At 63.7% G+C, this 15,758-nt stretch carries 14 protein-coding genes; 10 read left to right on the top strand and 4 right to left on the bottom strand.

The window, feature by feature from the left end; genetic code table 11:
* Positions 1 to 55: 55 nt before the first annotated feature.
* Positions 56 to 727, bottom strand: a complete 672-nt coding sequence (locus LB524_RS05090; RefSeq protein WP_015314263.1) for a TetR family transcriptional regulator C-terminal domain-containing protein — start codon at positions 725 to 727, stop codon at positions 56 to 58.
* Entirely contained in the window at positions 697 to 1,569 is an 873-nt protein-coding gene (locus tag LB524_RS05085; protein WP_140614989.1) for a dimethylarginine dimethylaminohydrolase family protein, read from the bottom strand. Before LB524_RS05085 ends, LB524_RS05090 begins: the two co-directional genes overlap by 31 nt.
* 214 nt (positions 1,570 to 1,783) lie before the next feature.
* On the opposite strand from LB524_RS05085, the gene LB524_RS05080 reads away from it, so the two are divergent.
* The 7 genes from LB524_RS05080 to LB524_RS05050 all read left to right on the top strand — a co-directional run bounded on the left by LB524_RS05080 (position 1,784) and on the right by LB524_RS05050 (position 8,012).
* Complete coding sequence (locus LB524_RS05080) at positions 1,784 to 2,599, top strand: ABC transporter ATP-binding protein (protein ID WP_015314265.1); 816 nt, start codon at positions 1,784 to 1,786, stop codon at positions 2,597 to 2,599.
* Between the two features lie 55 nt (positions 2,600 to 2,654).
* Complete coding sequence (locus LB524_RS05075; RefSeq protein ID WP_135883722.1) at positions 2,655 to 3,452, top strand: transporter substrate-binding domain-containing protein; 798 nt, start codon at positions 2,655 to 2,657, stop codon at positions 3,450 to 3,452.
* A 204-nt stretch (positions 3,453 to 3,656) separates the two neighbouring features.
* Complete coding sequence (locus tag LB524_RS05070; RefSeq protein ID WP_041163582.1) at positions 3,657 to 4,322, top strand: ABC transporter permease; 666 nt, start codon at positions 3,657 to 3,659, stop codon at positions 4,320 to 4,322.
* Positions 4,322 to 5,131 carry an ABC transporter permease gene (locus tag LB524_RS05065; protein WP_015314268.1) on the top strand — a complete coding sequence of 270 codons (810 nt, stop codon included), beginning with the start codon at positions 4,322 to 4,324 and terminating at the stop codon, positions 5,129 to 5,131. Before LB524_RS05070 ends, LB524_RS05065 begins: the two co-directional genes overlap by 1 nt.
* Positions 5,132 to 5,237: 106 nt before the next feature.
* Positions 5,238 to 6,239, top strand: a complete 1,002-nt coding sequence (locus LB524_RS05060) for an Ldh family oxidoreductase (protein ID WP_224524136.1) — start codon at positions 5,238 to 5,240, stop codon at positions 6,237 to 6,239.
* A 245-nt stretch (positions 6,240 to 6,484) separates the two neighbouring features.
* The gene (locus LB524_RS05055; RefSeq protein ID WP_224524134.1) at positions 6,485 to 6,766 is read left to right on the top strand and encodes a hypothetical protein; all 282 of its coding nucleotides are present in this window, start codon (positions 6,485 to 6,487) and stop codon (positions 6,764 to 6,766) included.
* 268 nt (positions 6,767 to 7,034) lie between these two features.
* Entirely contained in the window at positions 7,035 to 8,012 is a 978-nt protein-coding gene (locus LB524_RS05050) for a complex I NDUFA9 subunit family protein (protein ID WP_224524132.1), read from the top strand.
* 13 nt (positions 8,013 to 8,025) lie between these two features.
* Here the strand turns inward: LB524_RS05050 and LB524_RS05045 are convergent, their stop codons facing one another.
* On the bottom strand, positions 8,026 to 9,399 hold the full coding sequence (locus LB524_RS05045; RefSeq protein WP_224524130.1) for a cytochrome P450: 1,374 nt from the start codon (positions 9,397 to 9,399) through the stop codon (positions 8,026 to 8,028).
* 212 nt (positions 9,400 to 9,611) lie between these two features.
* On the opposite strand from LB524_RS05045, the gene LB524_RS05040 reads away from it, so the two are divergent.
* The 3 genes from LB524_RS05040 to LB524_RS05030 all read left to right on the top strand — a co-directional run bounded on the left by LB524_RS05040 (position 9,612) and on the right by LB524_RS05030 (position 14,285).
* Positions 9,612 to 10,181: an NADPH-dependent FMN reductase gene (locus LB524_RS05040; RefSeq protein WP_140875731.1), complete on the top strand. Its 570-nt coding sequence runs from the start codon at positions 9,612 to 9,614 to the stop codon at positions 10,179 to 10,181.
* Positions 10,182 to 10,679: 498 nt separating this feature from the next.
* Entirely contained in the window at positions 10,680 to 13,151 is a 2,472-nt protein-coding gene (gene gyrB, locus LB524_RS05035; RefSeq protein ID WP_140615003.1) for a DNA topoisomerase (ATP-hydrolyzing) subunit B, read from the top strand.
* 216 nt (positions 13,152 to 13,367) lie between these two features.
* Positions 13,368 to 14,285: a hypothetical protein gene (locus LB524_RS05030; RefSeq protein ID WP_224524127.1), complete on the top strand. Its 918-nt coding sequence runs from the start codon at positions 13,368 to 13,370 to the stop codon at positions 14,283 to 14,285.
* 74 nt (positions 14,286 to 14,359) lie between these two features.
* Here the strand turns inward: LB524_RS05030 and LB524_RS05025 are convergent, their stop codons facing one another.
* Positions 14,360 to 15,757 (bottom strand): NAD(P)(+) transhydrogenase (Re/Si-specific) subunit beta, encoded by a 1,398-nt coding sequence (locus LB524_RS05025; RefSeq protein ID WP_224524125.1) that lies wholly within the window; start codon positions 15,755 to 15,757, stop codon positions 14,360 to 14,362.
* Between the last annotated feature and the right edge of the window lies 1 nt (position 15,758).

Raw genomic sequence — 15,758 nt, 5'->3', positions numbered from 1 at the left:
TCTACGCAATTCCCAAGGGGGAAGCGCTGCGCGCTTTTCCCGGGAAAACCGCTTCTCATTTTTCCAGGAATTGCTCCAGCGGCGCGAGGCCGAGTTCGGACTCGACAGCCTTGATGCCAATCGCCGCCAATTCGCCGGGCGAGAACATCTCGCCGGCCAGGCAGCCTTCGATCCAGAGCCCGTCGATGATCGCGTTGATCGCGATGGCATGGTGGCGCAACTGGGTTGCGTCCGGCTTGTGCTGTTCGGCGGCGAGCACGTCGGCCACAACTGCTTCCACCTCGTTGCGAAAGCCAAGGTAGCCTTCGCGGTGGGCACGGGCCAGGGCGGGATCCGCACTGGCGCGGCCGATGAAGGTTGCCCAGAGCGAAAACACCCGCGCGTCGATGATCGGCGCATTGAGATTGGCGGTGATGAAAGCCGCAAGACGCTGGCGCGGCGAGGCATCATCCATGACCAATGCCGCCTTCGCCTGCTCGGTCATGCGGTCGACCAGCGCCGTATAGGCTTCCTGCAGCAATTCTTCCTTGCCCGGGAAATAATGCCGGATCAGCCCGGCGGTGACGCCGGCACGCAATGCGATGGTGCGCAGGCTGGCGCCTTGAAGGCCATATTCCGCCACGCTGTCCAGAGTCGCCTCGATCAGATCCTGCCGCCGCCGCTCCTCGCCCTCGCGACGGAACTTACGGCGCCCATTCATTGGCGCAGGATCGGTCGCGTCAGGCATGTCGGCCCGCCTTCGCAGGCGATGCAGAGCGCGTCCGCCTCGAAGATCTCAACCGTGCATCCGGCGGCTTCCATGGCGGCCTTGGTCCTGGGAAAGCCCGCGACGGCAATGACCTTGAGCGGGCTGGTCGGCAGTACGTTGAGGCTGAGGCCGTTGGAAGCCGCGAACTCCTCGGCGTCGCCTTCGACCAGCCGGATGCCGCGTGCCTTCAGCGTCTGATAGAAAGGGGCCGGTAAAAGCGGTGAATAGACCAGCGCCAGGTCGTCGGCCAGCGGGCTGATAACCGACATCAGGTGCAGGCACGCCTCTTCGCCCTGCCACAGCGGCAGATCAAAGCCGTAGACGGAAATCCCCAGCGGCGACAGCAGGTTGGAAACCTGCTGGATGCCTTCCTGGTTGGAACGGACACCGCGCCCGATCGCCAGCGTGCGGGCATCAACCCATACACAGTCGCCACCTTCGACCTGGCCAGGAGCCTCGACGCGACCAAGGATCGGAATGCCCAGCCTTCTGTAGGTTTCTTCATGCAGCGAAGGCTCCCTGGCGCGCAGCGGCTTGCCCATGGACAGGATCAGCGCACCGCGGTCGGTCATCAGCGAAGGGTCGTGCGTGAACACCGAATCCGAAAGTCCGTCGGCCTTGTCCTCGATCCATTCGATCTCGGCGCCGGACGCCGCCACCAGTTCAGCAAGGACTGCGTGCTGCGAGGCCGCTTTCGCCGGGTTGAATCCCGGACCATAGTGCCAGGCAGCCCGGTCGGCGTCGCGCATGGCGTTGGCCGCCGACCGCATCAGCACGCGCCGCAGCGGCGCCGCCATGGACTGAGATCCGAAAGCGCTCATCGATGCCCTTTTTTAAGCTGAAAAAAACCGAGAAAATTTCATGAGAGGTTATTTATACACTTGCACAACAAGGCCGCAAGTGCCGTAATGAGCGGGATTGACGGGCTCGCTCTGTTGGGTCCATGCTTGAGGTCTGTAGCGAGGCAGTACAGCGTATGTTGATTAGCCGGATAGACGTTCGACGAACCGCCGGCGGCGATATGGAGGTCATTTGGTGAGCGCTGTGGCAGCTGCCAAAGTCCCATCCGGCGAGGCGCAGGACGGCGCCGCAGAAGCCATCCATGTCGAGAACCTGCACAAGAAATTCGGTCAACTGCATGTGCTGAAGGGCGTATCGCTGTCGGCGCGCGACGGCGAGGTCATCGCCATCATCGGCGGCTCGGGCTCAGGCAAATCGACGCTGCTGCGCTGCATCAACTGCCTGGAAAACCCGACCAGCGGCATCATCCGGGTCAATGGCGAGGAGATCAAGCTCAAGGCGGACAGCCATGGCCATACGATTCCGGCCGACCGCAGGCAGATCGAACGCATCCGCTCCAAGCTCGGCATGGTGTTCCAGAACTTCAACCTGTGGAGCCATATGACGCTGATCGAAAACGTCATCGAGGTTCCCGTTCATGTGCTGGGCGTCAAGCGCGACCAGGCTGTCGCCCAGGCCGAAAAGCTGCTGGTGCGCGTCGGTCTGGCCGAGAAGCGCGACGTCTATCCGGCCTATCTCTCCGGCGGCCAGCAGCAGCGCGCCGCGATCGCTCGCGCCTTGGCCATCAATCCGCGCGTCATGCTGTTCGACGAACCGACCTCGGCGCTCGATCCCGAACTGGTCGGCGAAGTGCTGAAGGTGATTGGCGATCTGGCCCGTGAAGGCCGCACCATGGTGCTGGTCACCCACGAAATGAAATTCGCCCGCGAGGTCGCGACCCACGTCGTCTACCTCTACAACGGGTTGGTCGAGGAGGAAGGCCCGCCGGAGCAGATCTTCGGCGCGCCCAAGTCCGAAAGGCTAAAGCAGTTCATCCGCAACATCGGCTAGGGACAGGCCGGGACGGAAGAAAACCGGGAACCAACAACAAACTGGGAGTTCTGAAATGAAGACTGTTCTGAAGACATTCGCCGCGGCGCTGCTGCTCGGCGTCGCCGCCATGGGCGTGGCCAAGGCCGATCCGGTCAAGATCGGCGTCGCCGCCGAACCCTACGCGCCCTTCACCTCGCCCGATGCTTCGGGCAAATGGGTCGGCTGGGAGATCGACTTCATCGACGCCGTCTGCGCCGAGGAGAAGCTCGACTGCGTCATCACCCCTGTCGCCTGGGACGGCATCATCCCGGCACTGACCACCAAGAAGATCGACCTCATCGTCTCGTCGATGTCGATCACCGATGAACGCAAGAAGACCATCGACTTCTCCGACAAGTACTATAACACCCCGACCGCCATCATCGGTCCGAAGGACCAGAAATTCGGCGCCACGCCCGACGATCTCAAGGGCAAGGTCCTCGGCGTCCAGGTGTCGACGGTGCATGCCGTATACGCCAAGAAGCATTTCGGCCCCACCGCATCCGAGATCAAGGAATACCAGACGCAGGACGAAGCCAACAACGACCTCGCCGCGGGCCGCCTCGACGCGGTGCAGGCCGATTCCATCGCGCTCAAGGAGTTCCTCAAGACCGACCAGGGCAAGGCCTGCTGCGATCTCAAGGGCATGGTGGCCCCTGACGACGAGGTGCTCGGACCGGGCGTCGGCGCCGGCGTGCGCAAGGAAGACACCGATCTGAAAGAGAAGATCAACGCCGGCATCAAGGCGATCCGCGCCAACGGCAAATATGACGAGATCTCGAAGAAATATTTCGATTTCGACATTTACGGCGGCGCCACGCAGTCGAACTGAGACCCTCGCATCGGCTGGAGGACAGGGCGCTGACGCCCTCGTCCTCCAGCCGGCCTGTCCACGCATGCTTGCCGCCGGCTGCTGGTGCCGGCGGACAGAGCCAGCAATCCGGGGGCGAAGCTGATCGAATCCTTTCTTCCGGCCTCCGCGGCCGGCATCGTCGAACTGCTCTCGCCGGCTCCCGTCGGCTGGGGCGGGACGCTCTTGCTCGGGCTCCTGCATTCGCTAGAGATCGCCGTCGGCGCGACCATCGTCGGCCTGCTGATTGGAACCTGCGGTGCCTATGGCAAGCTTTACGGCGGACCCGTGGTGCGCGACCTGTTCGCGGTCTACACCACCGTGGTGCGCGCCGTGCCGGAACTGGTGCTGATCCTGCTGCTCTACTATGCCGGCACCGACCTGATAAACCAGGTGCTGACGGCGATGGGTTACCAGCGTGTCGACATCAGCGGGCTGGTGGCCGGCATCGCCGTGCTCGGCTTCGTCCAGGGCGCCTATTCGACGGAAGTCATCCGCGGCGCGATCCTCGCTATCCCGCAGGGCCAGATCGAAGCCGCCCGCGCCTTCGGCATGTCTCCCGGCCTTCTGTTGCGGCGCATCACGCTGCCGGCGATGCTGCCTTTCGCCATTCCGGGCCTCGCCAATCTGTGGTTGATCGCCACCAAGGACACCGCGCTGCTGGCTGTCGTCGGCTTCTTCGAACTGACGCTGGCGACACGACAGGCGGCGGGTGTCACCAAGGCCTATCTGGTTTTCTTCCTCGCCGCCGGCGTGCTCTATCTCTGCGTGACGCTGGTTTCGAACCTCCTGCTTGGCCGCGCGGAGAAATGGGCGCGGCGCGGCATGCCTTCGATCAAGGAGGCACGTTGATGACCAGCGAAACGGTCATCATCGACACGGCGGCGCGCGCATCGCTCTGGCTGCAGCCGCATCGCATCGTGCTGATCCTGATCGCGCTGGGGCTGGTGGCGTCGGCCGCCTTCTTCATGCGCTGGGACTGGCTGCCGCAATATTGGGAAATGGGCCTGATGGGCATCTGGCGTGCCCTGTGGATCCTGGCCGTCACCTGTACGCTCGGCTTCATGATCGCCGTGCCCGTCGGGCTGGCGCAGGCGGCCGGCTCGATCTGGGTCGCGGCACCTGCGAAAGTCTTCTGCACCATCATCCGCGGCACGCCGCTGCTTCTGCAGCTATGGCTGCTCTATTACGGGCTGGGCTCGCTTTTCCCGCAATATCCATGGATCCGCGAATCCTGGATGTGGCCCTATCTCAGGCAGGCCTGGCCGTACGGCGTGCTGGCGCTGACCTTGTCCTTCGCCGGCTACGAGGGCGAAGTGATGCGCGGCGCCTTTGCCGGCGTGCCCAAGGGGCAGCTGGAAGCCGCCCGCGCCTTCGGCATGAGCCGATGGAAGATCTTCCGCCGCATCTGGCTGCCGCAAGCCTTCTACCGGGCGCTGCCGACGCTGACCGGCGAGACCGTGCTGCAGCTGAAATCGACACCGCTGGTGGCAACCATCAGCGTGATCGACATCTTCGCCGTCTCGTCCAAGGTGCGGCAGGACACCTATCTCACCTACGAGCCCTTGCTGCTCCTGGCGTTGATCTATATGGCGATCACCGGCATTCTGGTCTTCGCCTTCAGCCGGATCGAGGCACGAATCCCGGTCAAGATCGGTTAGGTTCAAGTGAGTGGTGGTAGGGATTGGTAAGTAGGAAGTGGCTGCCGCGCACTCCACAACTCACCACTCAACAACCCCTACTCACTACTCACTAAGGGCAATCGCCATGCAACTCAGTCTCGACCAGGCAAAAGGGCTGTGCCGGATGGCGGCACTTGGCGCCGGCGCCAACGAGGAAGCAGCGCAATCGCTCACCGCCTCGATCATCGCGGCCGAGGCAGAGGGACTTGCAGCCGTCGGGCTCACACATTTCATCGACTACCTCGAAGCGCTCGAGGCCGGACGCATCGACGGCAATGCCGATCCTGTGATCACCCGGCCGGCGCTGGCCATCTATCTCTCGGACGCACGCGGCGGGCTGGCGCATACCGGCTTCGACCGCACCATCGACGACCTCGCCAAGGCGGCAAGACTGTTCGGCGTCGCCATCTTCTCGCAGAAGAACGCCTACACCTGCGGGGCGCTCGGCTACTTCACCGGCCGGCTGGCCGCGCAGGGGCTGGTGTCCTTCGCCGCAACCAACGGTCCGGCCGTCCTGGCCGGCTCAGGCTCGGTCAAGCCGGTCTTTTGCACCAACCCGATGTCTTTCGCCGCCCCCGCCGCCGACGGCGCGCCGCTGGTCATCGACCAGTCGTCGAGCGCCACCGCCTTCGTCAATATCCGCAAGGCCGCCGAGGACGGCAAGAAGATCCCCGAAGGCTGGGCGCTGGACGCCAGCGGCAACCCGACCACCGATCCGGCGGCGGCCATGAAGGGCGCCATGCTCGCCTTCGGCGGCCAGCGCGGCGCCAACATCGCGCTGATGGTCGAAGTGCTGGCGGCCGGCCTGTCGGGCGCCAACTGGTCACTCGACGCGCCATGGTTCAGCGGCGGCCCGGACAGCCCCGGGACCGGCCTGTTCGTGCTTGCCGTCGAGCCCAAGCTGCTCGACCCGGGTTTCGAGCAGCGCATGAAAGACCAGCTTGACCGGCTGCGGCGGCGCTTCGGCGTTCATGTGCCAGGCCGCGCCCGCGTCGAAGCGGCCGAAAAGGCGCAGGCGCGCGGCATCACCGCGCCCAAGGCAGTGATCCAGCGCATCTCCGAATTCGCCGAACGCTACTCGGCCTGATTTCTTCTCCTTTCTTTGCAGACGATTACTTGGCCGCCCCCGCCTGACGCGCGGTTGTGCGCGTTTTTTTTCGCGCGCGTCCTGAACCTTTGTGAGCGCCCGGGCGACCAACGTTTGTCCAGGGCAAGGTGAGCTTGCCCGATCCAGACCGGGGAACAGCAAAATCAAAATCGAAAGTCTGCTTCGCGTGAAAGGCATCGCCCTTCGCGTCCCGGAAACCCAACCTCAAATCAAAGGAAATCATCATGACCAACACCAAGACCACCATGCTGACCGCCGTCCTCCTGCTCGGTTCCTTCATGGGCGCCACGCAGGCTGCCAATTTGAAGGCCGCACCGGTCAAGCCGGCCAACCCGGGCGTCTTTACCGCGCCGGGTGGCGGCGCCACCGAGGACCACTACTGCAAGAACGGCCATGCGAAATTCGCCAACTGCAGCGCCGATTTCGTCGCCGCCTGCAAGAAGGTTGGTGGCACCATGTCGGATGTTCAGGGCTGGGGTGGGCGTACTTGCTTCACGCCCTCCTGATACCGTCTCAGGTCAGGCCGCTCGTCGGCCCCTGACACCTCATGGATGTCATCCGGGAAACCCCGCTTCGGCGGGGTTTCCTGCTTCTGTCGCTCGCAGGGCCAAGACATGATCGATGCGCTTGTCGCAGGAATACCGGGCCTTGCTTTTTCTTGGAATCGCGCAAAAAACAGGGATGACGCGACGACGCGTCACCCTTTGCCTTTGGCGCAAAACGGACTATGAAACGGCTCAGCCAAGCCATCTGGAACGCGCGCCGGAGCCCGCCATGACCGAAATCCTGCAGACCCCAAAGCTCGTCGTCGTCTTTGGCGGGTCAGGCTTTGTCGGCCGTCATGTCGTGCGGGCGCTGGCCAAGCGCGGCTATCGCATCAGGGTCGCCTGCCGGCGGCCCGACCTTGCCGGCCATTTGCAGCCGCTCGGCAATGTCGGCCAGATCCAGCCGGTGCAGGCCAATGTGCGCGTGCGCTGGTCGGTCGACCGCGCCGTGCAAGGTGCCGACCATGTCGTCAATCTCGTCGCCATCCTGCATGAGAGCGGCCGGCAGAAATTCTCCGCCGTGCACGAATTCGGTGCTCGCGCCATCGCCGAGGCGGCGCGCTCCGTCGGCGCCGGGCTCACCCATATTTCGGCGCTCGGCGCCGATCCGGATTCCGAATCGGATTATGCGCGTACCAAGGCGCTCGGTGAAAAGGCCGTGCTGGAGACGATCGCCGATGCCGTGATCTTGCGGCCGTCGATCAATTTCGGGCCGGAGGACAGCTTCTTCAACCGGTTCGCGAATATGGCGCGTTATTCGCCGGTGCTGCCGCTGATCGGCGGCGGCCAGACCAAGTTCCAGCCGGTCTATGTCGGTGACGTGGCGGAGGCTGTCGCGCGTTCGGTCGACGGCAAGATCGATGGCGGCCGGGTTTACGAGCTCGGCGGCCCCAACGTGCTCACCTTCAAGGAGTGCATGCAGGAACTGCTCACGGTTATCGAGCGCAAGCGCCTGCTGGTGCCGGTGCCGTGGTGGATGGCAAACATCCAGGCCTCGATCCTCGGCCTGTTGCCCAATCCGCTGCTGACCAAGGACCAGGTGATGCAGTTGCGCGAGCACAACATCGTTTCGGACGAAGCCGCCAAGGCCAACCGGACACTGGCGGGACTCGGCATCCAGCCGCAATCGATCGCGACGATCCTGCCGAGCTATCTCTGGCGCTTCCGCGCCGCCGGCCAGTTCCAGCAGCGTAAGCCCGCGGTATAAGAAGCGTCGGCCCTCAGCGAGGGCGAGGCGTGACCCGCATCGGCAGACCGCCTTGCGGCTGCGTGGTCAATTTCTGCACCGGCCAGGGTTTTGTTTCAGCGGTCGCGTCGAAGCGGAAGCGTGACAAGAGGATGGCGAGCGCGATGATCGCCTCCTGCATGGCGAAGCTGGCGCCGATGCAGACGCGCGGGCCGGCGCCGAAGGGCAGATATTGGAAGCGGTCGATCTTTTCACGGTTTCCCGGATGGAAGCGTTCGGGCAGGAAGGCGTCGGGCCGGTCCCACAGCTTCCTGTGGCGGTGAACGACCCATGGCATCACCAGCACGGCGGCGTGCTTGGGGATATAAAGATCCTTCCACATTTCCGGAACGATCGGCTCGCGATTGATCGATGGCGCCGGCGGGTAGAGCCGAAGCGCCTCGTCGAAAGCGGCGCGTGTCAGCGGCATGGCGTCGAGCCACTTCGCCGGATCGGGCTCGCGCGCCAGCACCCGGTCGATCTCCTGTTCGACCCGGTCGCGCTCCCAGGGCGATTCGGCCAGGCAATAGAGCGTCCAGCCGAGCGCGCGCGCCGTGGTCTCGTGGCCGGCGCCGATGAAGGTGATGATGTTGTCCTCGACTTCCGGGCGCGTCAGTCCGTCGGGGCCTTCGGCCTTGAGCAGCAGCGTCAGGAAATCCTGCGGCACGGCATCGGGGTCGCGCCTGAACTTCTCTTCGCGCATCTTGACCGTGTCGGTCACGATCTTGCGGAAATAGGCCATGGTCTTGCGTCCGCGGATACGGGTCAGCCGCGGCAGCCAGTCGGGTGCCCGCAGCAGGTCGAGCGGATCCACGCGGCCCATGGTTTCGAACAGGCGGTCGATCTCGTTGGCGAAACTGCCGGGCTCGCCCGCGATCTCGCCGGAAAACAGCGTCTCGGCGAGGATATCATAGGTGAGCAGCGTCATGTCATGGGCGATATCGGACGTACCGCCGGCCTCGTAACGGGTGACGAACTCCAGCGTCCGTTTCAGCATCGGCTGGGCGAAGCCGAAAATGTGGCGTGGCGTGAACACCGGCGCCATCGCCTTGCGCGACCGCTTCCACACCTCGCCCTCGGCCGTCAGCAGGCCGTCGCGCAGGATCGGCCTCAGGATCTTCTGGCGCACCGTCGCCATCTTGTAGTTCTTGGCGTTGTCGACCAGCACATGGCGGATCAGGCCCGGATCATTGGCGATGACCAGCGGCCCACCAGCACCATTGGCAGAAATCCAGGGTTCGTTATAGGTCGGCTCGCCCCAGAGTTCGAGCGGGTTGCGATAGACGATGCGGATCATTTCCAGCGTCGAAGGCGGCGACGTGCGCGGCTTCGGGGCGGGAGGAACGAATGGGGCGGGCTGCGTGTCCATGAAGTGCTCCGCTGTTCCCATCAATGTAGTGGCTGCCACCTCCGGCGTCCATGTCACCGAACGGCAAACCGGACCGATGACGGCGGGAACGCCAGGGCGGACGGTCCGTTCATCCGATCGTGACCGTTCCTTCAGGGATCCAACCTTGCCTGCTGGAACGCTCTGCCGTAGTGGCAGTCACCAACAGATACTGCCTGACAAAGGAGCCTGCCTTGAAGCACCAGTTGAACATCATCATCGGCAGCACGCGGCCCGGCCGCGCTGGCCCGGTTTTCGCCGAATGGCTGGAGACGTTCGTACGCGAACACGGAAAATTCGAGCCAGTGCTGACCGACATAGCCGCGTTCAACCTGCCGGTCCTGGATGAACCGCATCATCCAAGGCTCGGCAATTATCAGAACGACCACACCAAGGCCTGGTCGAAGGCGATGGATGCCGCTGACGCCTTCGTGTTCGTGGCGCCGGAATACAATTACTTCGCCGCACCCGCGATCATCAACGCGATCGACTATCTCGCCCGCGAATGGAAATACAAGCCCGCTGCGATCTTCAGCTATGGCGGTGTCTCCGGCGGCCTGCGCGCGGCGCAGGCGCTGAAGCCGCTGCTGACCTCGGTCGGGATCATGCCTATCCCGGAAGGTGTCGCGCTGCCGCTGTACCAGAAACTGCTCGACGAGAACGGCGCCTTCGATGCCAGCGAGCAAGTGCGGGGCGGGACCAAGACCATGCTGGACGAACTGTTGCGCTGGAGCGAGGCGTTGAAACCGATGCGCGCTGCCTGAGAGAGCCGCCCTCAGCGCGGCTTTGCTTGCGCCATAAAGAGGTGGAATGGTCGGCAAACGACTGAGCCGGGGGCGGTTCGACTGCGTTTGCTGTTTGCCATGCTGCTGATGCTTGCGACCACCGCTATCGCGGCGGCCGAGCGGCACGTGGCCATTGGTCATGGCCAATGACGACTACCGGCTGGTCCGGCCAATTGCCAACCCCGCCCAAGGCGGCGAAGCGATGGAAGCGGCGCTGAGGAAACTTGGTTTCGCTGGAGCTCGACCAGACGGGCCGGCTGGCGCCCAGGGACAAATCCACGGTCAAATATTTGCGCGGCCTCCTGGCTAAATTCAACGCCCGAAAAAAATAGCCGGCTGCCGGCTCGGCATTCGCGCCGGAAATGCCTGCAAACCTTGGAAAAACCGCCTTTAGCGCCTATATCTACCCCATATCAGAAGCGCGATTCGGGGCCGATTTTTCGCGCTGTAAAAGCGGCATCTAGACAACAGGTTTTCATGAGCGACCAGACCGAGAACACAAACGGCGCTGAAGCCGAATACGGCGCCGATTCCATCAAGGTTTTGAAGGGGTTGGACGCCGTCCGCAAGCGGCCGGGCATGTATATCGGCGATACCGATGACGGCTCGGGCCTGCATCACATGGTCTACGAAGTGGTCGACAACGCCATCGACGAGGCGCTGGCCGGCCATGCCGACCTGGTTTCGGTGACGCTCAATCCCGACGGTTCGGTGACGGTTATCGACAATGGCCGTGGCATTCCAACCGACATTCACCCCAGCGAAGGCATTTCGGCGGCCGAAGTGATCATGACGCAGCTGCATGCCGGCGGAAAGTTCGACCAGAACTCCTACAAGGTGTCTGGCGGTCTGCATGGCGTCGGCGTCTCGGTGGTCAACGCGCTGTCGGCCTGGCTGAAGCTCAAGATCCGCCGCAACGGCCAGGTCTTCGAGATGAGCTTTACCCACGGCAATGCCGATGCGCCGCTGAAGGCGATCGGCAGCTACGAGCAGGACAAGCGCCCAGGCACCAATGAGGGCCGCAGCGGCACCGAGGTCACCTTCTTTCCGTCGTCCGAGACCTTTACCATGGTCGAATTCGATTTCGGCACGCTGGAGCACCGGCTGCGCGAACTCGCCTTCCTGAACTCCGGCGTGCGCATCGTTCTGACAGACGCACGTCATGCCGACGTCGTGAAGCACGAACTGCACTATGATGGCGGCCTGGAAGAGTTCGTCAAATATCTCGACCGGGTCAAGAAACCGCTGATCGGGAAGCCCATCTCCATCAGGGCCGAGCGTGACGGCATCACCGTGGAAGTGGCGATGTGGTGGAACGACAGTTACCACGAGAATGTGCTGGCCTTCACCAATAACATCCCGCAGCGCGATGGCGGCACCCATCTGGCCGGTTTTCGCGGCGCACTGACCCGCCAGATCACCGGCTATGGCGAATCTTCGGGGCTGACCAAGAAGGAAAAGGTCTCGCTGATCGGCGACGATTGCCGCGAGGGCCTGACGGCGGTGCTGTCGGTTAAGGTTCCCGATCCGAAATTCTCGTCGCAGACCAAGGACAAGCTGGTCTCGTCGGAGGTTCGTCCCGTGGTCGAGGGACTGGTCAACGAAGCGCTCGGCACGTGGCTCGAAGAGCATCCGACCGAGGGCAAGGTGGTCGTCGACAAGGTGATCCAGGCCGCGGCAGCGCGTGAAGCGGCGCGCAAGGCTCGTGACATCACCCGCAAGACCTCGCTGGGCGTCACCTCGCTGCCCGGCAAGCTGGCCGATTGCCAGGAACGCGATCCGGCGAAGTCCGAAATCTTCATCGTCGAGGGTGACTCGGCCGGCGGCTCCGCGAAGGGCGGCCGTTCGCGCCAAAACCAGGCAATCCTTCCCCTGCGCGGCAAGATCCTCAATGTCGAGCGGGCCCGCTTCGACCGCATGCTCTCTTCCGACATGATCGGCACGCTGATCACCGCGCTCGGCACCTCGATCGGCAAGGACGAATTCAACGCCGACAAGCTGCGCTACCACAAGATCATCCTGATGACCGACGCGGACGTCGACGGCGCCCATATCAGGACCTTGCTGCTCACTTTCTTCTTCCGGCAGATGCCGGAGCTGATCGAGCGCGGCCACCTCTACATCGCCCAGCCGCCGCTCTACAAGGTGACGCGCGGCAAGAGCTCGCAATACATCAAGAATGAGAGCGCCTTCGAAGAATTCCTGATCGATTCGGGGTTGGAGGAAGCGTCCCTTACGCTCGGCTCAGGGGAAGTGCGGACCGGACAGGATCTGCACGGCGCCGTCGCCGATGCGCTTGCCGTGCGCCAGCTCATCAACGGCTTGCACACGCGCTATAACCGCGACGTCGTCGAGCAGGCGGCGATCGCCGGCGGGCTCAATCCCGAAATCTTCGCCGATCTTGGCCGCGCCAACGCGATGGCGGAGCGGATCGCGCAACGCCTTGACATCATTGCCGAGGACACCGAGCGCGGCTGGACCGGCCGCATGTCGACCTCGAACGAGGGCATCGGCGGCTATGTCTTCGAACGCACCGTGCGCAGCGTCAAGGAATACGCCCATCTCGACATGGCGTTGATCAATTCCGCCGACGCACGCCAGCTCGATCGCTACGCGCAGCGCCTCAGCGAAGTCTACGGGGCGCCGCCGGTGCTGCGCCGCAAGGAGGTGTCCGAAACAGTCTCGGGACCGCTGGCGCTGCTCAACGCGGTCTTTGCGACCGGCCGCAAGGGGCTGACCATGCAGCGCTACAAGGGTCTCGGCGAAATGAATGCCGAGCAGCTCTGGGAAACCACGCTTGACCCGAATGTACGTTCGCTGCTGCAGGTCAAGGTCAACGATGCGACCGATGCCGACAGCCTGTTCTCGCGGCTGATGGGTGACGAGGTGGAGCCTCGGCGCGAGTTCATCCAGGACAACGCACTGTCGGTCGCCAACCTGGATATTTGAGGTTTCGCACAGCCTTTTTGACAGATTGGCATAGCTCGTGCCCGCGCCAATAATGAGGATGCGCCGGAACAGAAGGCCTTCGAAGACATTGTGACAGTGTCCATCACAATTTCTTGCAGGAGACTTTTCATGGGACGCGGCATTCTACTCTGGTTGCTCGGCATTCCGATTCCGATCATCATCCTCATCATGCTGTTCGTACGGTAGGGGGCGTCGATGCAGTCCACCCTATCGGCTGTCGACGTATCCGCTTCCACGGAATCGTCCTCCACCGCCGTCAGCTGGGGACCGATCATCGCCGGCGCTTTCGCGGCCTCGACGTTGACCTTCATCCTCATGTTGCTCGGCTCAGGCCTTGGGCTCAGCATGGTTTCACCATGGTCGGGCTCTGGCGCGTCGATCACCACCTTCGCGGTTTCCACCGCCGTCTGGCTGGTGATCGTGCAGTGGCTGTCCGCCGGTGTAGGCGGCTACCTTGCGGGCCGGTTGCGGACCAAATGGGTCGGCATCCACACCGACGAAGTGTATTTCCGTGACACCGCGCACGGCTTTCTCGCCTGGGCGCTGGCCACCTTGCTGGTCGCCGGCGTGCTTGGCTCGGCACTTTCCGCCGCGATCGGTTCAGGTGTACAGGCCGCGTCCACCGTGGCCTCGGGAGCTGCCATGGGTGCGTCGGCCGGGGCCTCGGCGAATGCCAGCGGTGCATCGACCGACAATGCGACCTCCTATCTGGTGGATTCCCTGTTCCGCCCGGCCGATCCGGCCAAGCTGGCCACCGCCACTCCTGCCGACGAAGCCGCCGCGGCCGGGCAGGCCTCGCGGATCCTGATCGCCGGTGCCGTCGCCGGCGAGGTCTCGGCGGAAGACAAGACCTATCTTGCGCAATTGGTCGCCGCGCGCACCGGCCTTTCCGAGGCTGATGCCAAGACGCGTGTCGATACGGTGCTGGCGAAGGCGCAGGACGCAAAGGTCAAGGCGAAGCAGGCGGCCGACACGGCAAGGAAAGCAAGCGCCACTTTCGCGCTTCTCGGCGCCTTGTCGCTGGTCATCGGCGCCTTCATCGCCAGTGCGGCCGCAGCGCTCGGCGGCAGGCAGCGCGATGAAGAGGAAGCGGTGTTCCTGACCAACGGCTGAAGGCAGCATCACGCCAAAATTACAGAGCCCGGCATCGACCGGGCTCTTTCTATTCGACGATCAAGACCGACCGGTCAGTGATCCATCGCCTTGACGATTTCCTCGGTCATCTTCTTGGCGTCGCCGAGCAGCATCATGGTGCCGTCCTTGTAGAACAGCGTGTTGTCGATGCCGGCATAGCCGGACCCGAGCGAGCGCTTGACGAACAGGCAGGTGCGGGCCTTGTCGACGTCGAGGATCGGCATGCCGTAGATGGGCGACGACTTGTCGTCGCGCGCGGACGGGTTAGTGACGTCGTTGGCGCCGATGACGTAGGCGACGTCGGCCTGGGCAAACTCCGAGTTGATGTCCTCGAGCTCGAATACTTCGTCGTACGGCACGTTGGCTTCAGCGAGCAGCACATTCATGTGGCCGGGCATGCGGCCGGCGACGGGGTGGATGGCATATTTGACGTCGACGCCGTTGGCCTTGAGCTTGTCGGCCATTTCACGCAGCGCATGCTGCGCCTGGGCGACCGCCATGCCGTAACCCGGCACGATGATGACCTTCTGCGCGTTCATCATGAGGTAGGCGGCATCGTCGGCCGAACCCTGCTTGACGGTGCGCTCGATGCCGTCATCGGCCGCAGCGGCGGTCTCGCCGCCGAAGCCGCCGAGGATGACCGAGATGAAGCTTCGGTTCATGCCCTTGCACATGATGTAGGACAGGATCGCGCCCGACGAGCCGACCAGCGCGCCGGTGATGATCAGCGCCAGATTGCCGAGCGTGAAGCCAAGGGCGGCGGCCGCCCAGCCGGAATAGGAATTCAGCATCGATACGACCACCGGCATGTCGGCGCCACCGATCGGGATGATCAGGAGCACGCCGAGCACCAGCGAGGCGGCAACGATCAGCCAGAACACCAGTTTCGATTCCGTGGTGACCAGCAGCACGATCAGCACGATCAGGGCCACGCCAAGGGCAGCGTTGATGACGTGACGGCCGCCGATCATGATCGGCTTGCCCGACATGCGGCCGTCGAGCTTCAGGAAGGCAATGACTGAGCCGGTGAAGGTGATGGCACCGATGGCGACGCCAAGGCTCATCTCGACCAGCGCCTGGGCATGGATGTCGCCATCCGTGCCGATGCCGAAGCTTTCCGGCGCATAGATGGCCGCGGCCGCCACCATGACGGCGGCAAGGCCGACGAGCGAGTGGAAGGCGGCGACCAGTTGCGGCATCGAGGTCATGGCGATGCGGCGCGCGGTGACGGCGCCGACGCCACCGCCAATGGCGAGGCCAAGCACGATCAGGCCGAAGCGACCGGCGGACGGGGTTGCCAGCGCCAGCGTCGTGGCAATGGCGATGCCCATGCCGACCATGCCGTAGAGATTGCCCTGCCGGCTGGTGGTCGGATGCGAGAGGCCGCGCAACGCCATGATGAACAGGACGCCGGATACCAGATAGAGGAAGGAGGCGAGATTGACGGTCACG

It is taken from the genome of Mesorhizobium sp. ESP6-5, assembly GCF_020164695.1.
GTDB classification, from domain to species: domain Bacteria; phylum Pseudomonadota; class Alphaproteobacteria; order Rhizobiales; family Rhizobiaceae; genus Mesorhizobium; species Mesorhizobium australicum.
The sequence above is the reverse complement of the archived record's forward strand: the minus strand, read 5'-3'. Positions and strand labels throughout refer to the sequence as shown.

Excerpts from the sequence above, each read along its gene's own strand:
- LB524_RS05060 (WP_224524136.1), top strand. The coding sequence starts at position 5,238 with ATGCAACTCAGTCTCGACCAGGCAAAAGGGCTGTGCCGGATGGCGGCA.
- LB524_RS05065 (WP_015314268.1), top strand. The coding sequence starts at position 4,322 with ATGACCAGCGAAACGGTCATCATCGACACGGCGGCGCGCGCATCGCTC.
- gyrB (WP_140615003.1), top strand. The coding sequence starts at position 10,680 with ATGAGCGACCAGACCGAGAACACAAACGGCGCTGAAGCCGAATACGGC.
- LB524_RS05045 (WP_224524130.1), bottom strand. The coding sequence starts at position 9,399 with ATGGACACGCAGCCCGCCCCATTCGTTCCTCCCGCCCCGAAGCCGCGC.
- LB524_RS05055 (WP_224524134.1), top strand. The coding sequence starts at position 6,485 with ATGACCAACACCAAGACCACCATGCTGACCGCCGTCCTCCTGCTCGGT.
- LB524_RS05085 (WP_140614989.1), bottom strand. The coding sequence starts at position 1,569 with ATGAGCGCTTTCGGATCTCAGTCCATGGCGGCGCCGCTGCGGCGCGTG.
- LB524_RS05090 (WP_015314263.1), bottom strand. The coding sequence starts at position 727 with ATGCCTGACGCGACCGATCCTGCGCCAATGAATGGGCGCCGTAAGTTC.
- LB524_RS05050 (WP_224524132.1), top strand. The coding sequence starts at position 7,035 with ATGACCGAAATCCTGCAGACCCCAAAGCTCGTCGTCGTCTTTGGCGGG.
- LB524_RS05030 (WP_224524127.1), top strand. The coding sequence starts at position 13,368 with ATGCAGTCCACCCTATCGGCTGTCGACGTATCCGCTTCCACGGAATCG.
- LB524_RS05075 (WP_135883722.1), top strand. The coding sequence starts at position 2,655 with ATGAAGACTGTTCTGAAGACATTCGCCGCGGCGCTGCTGCTCGGCGTC.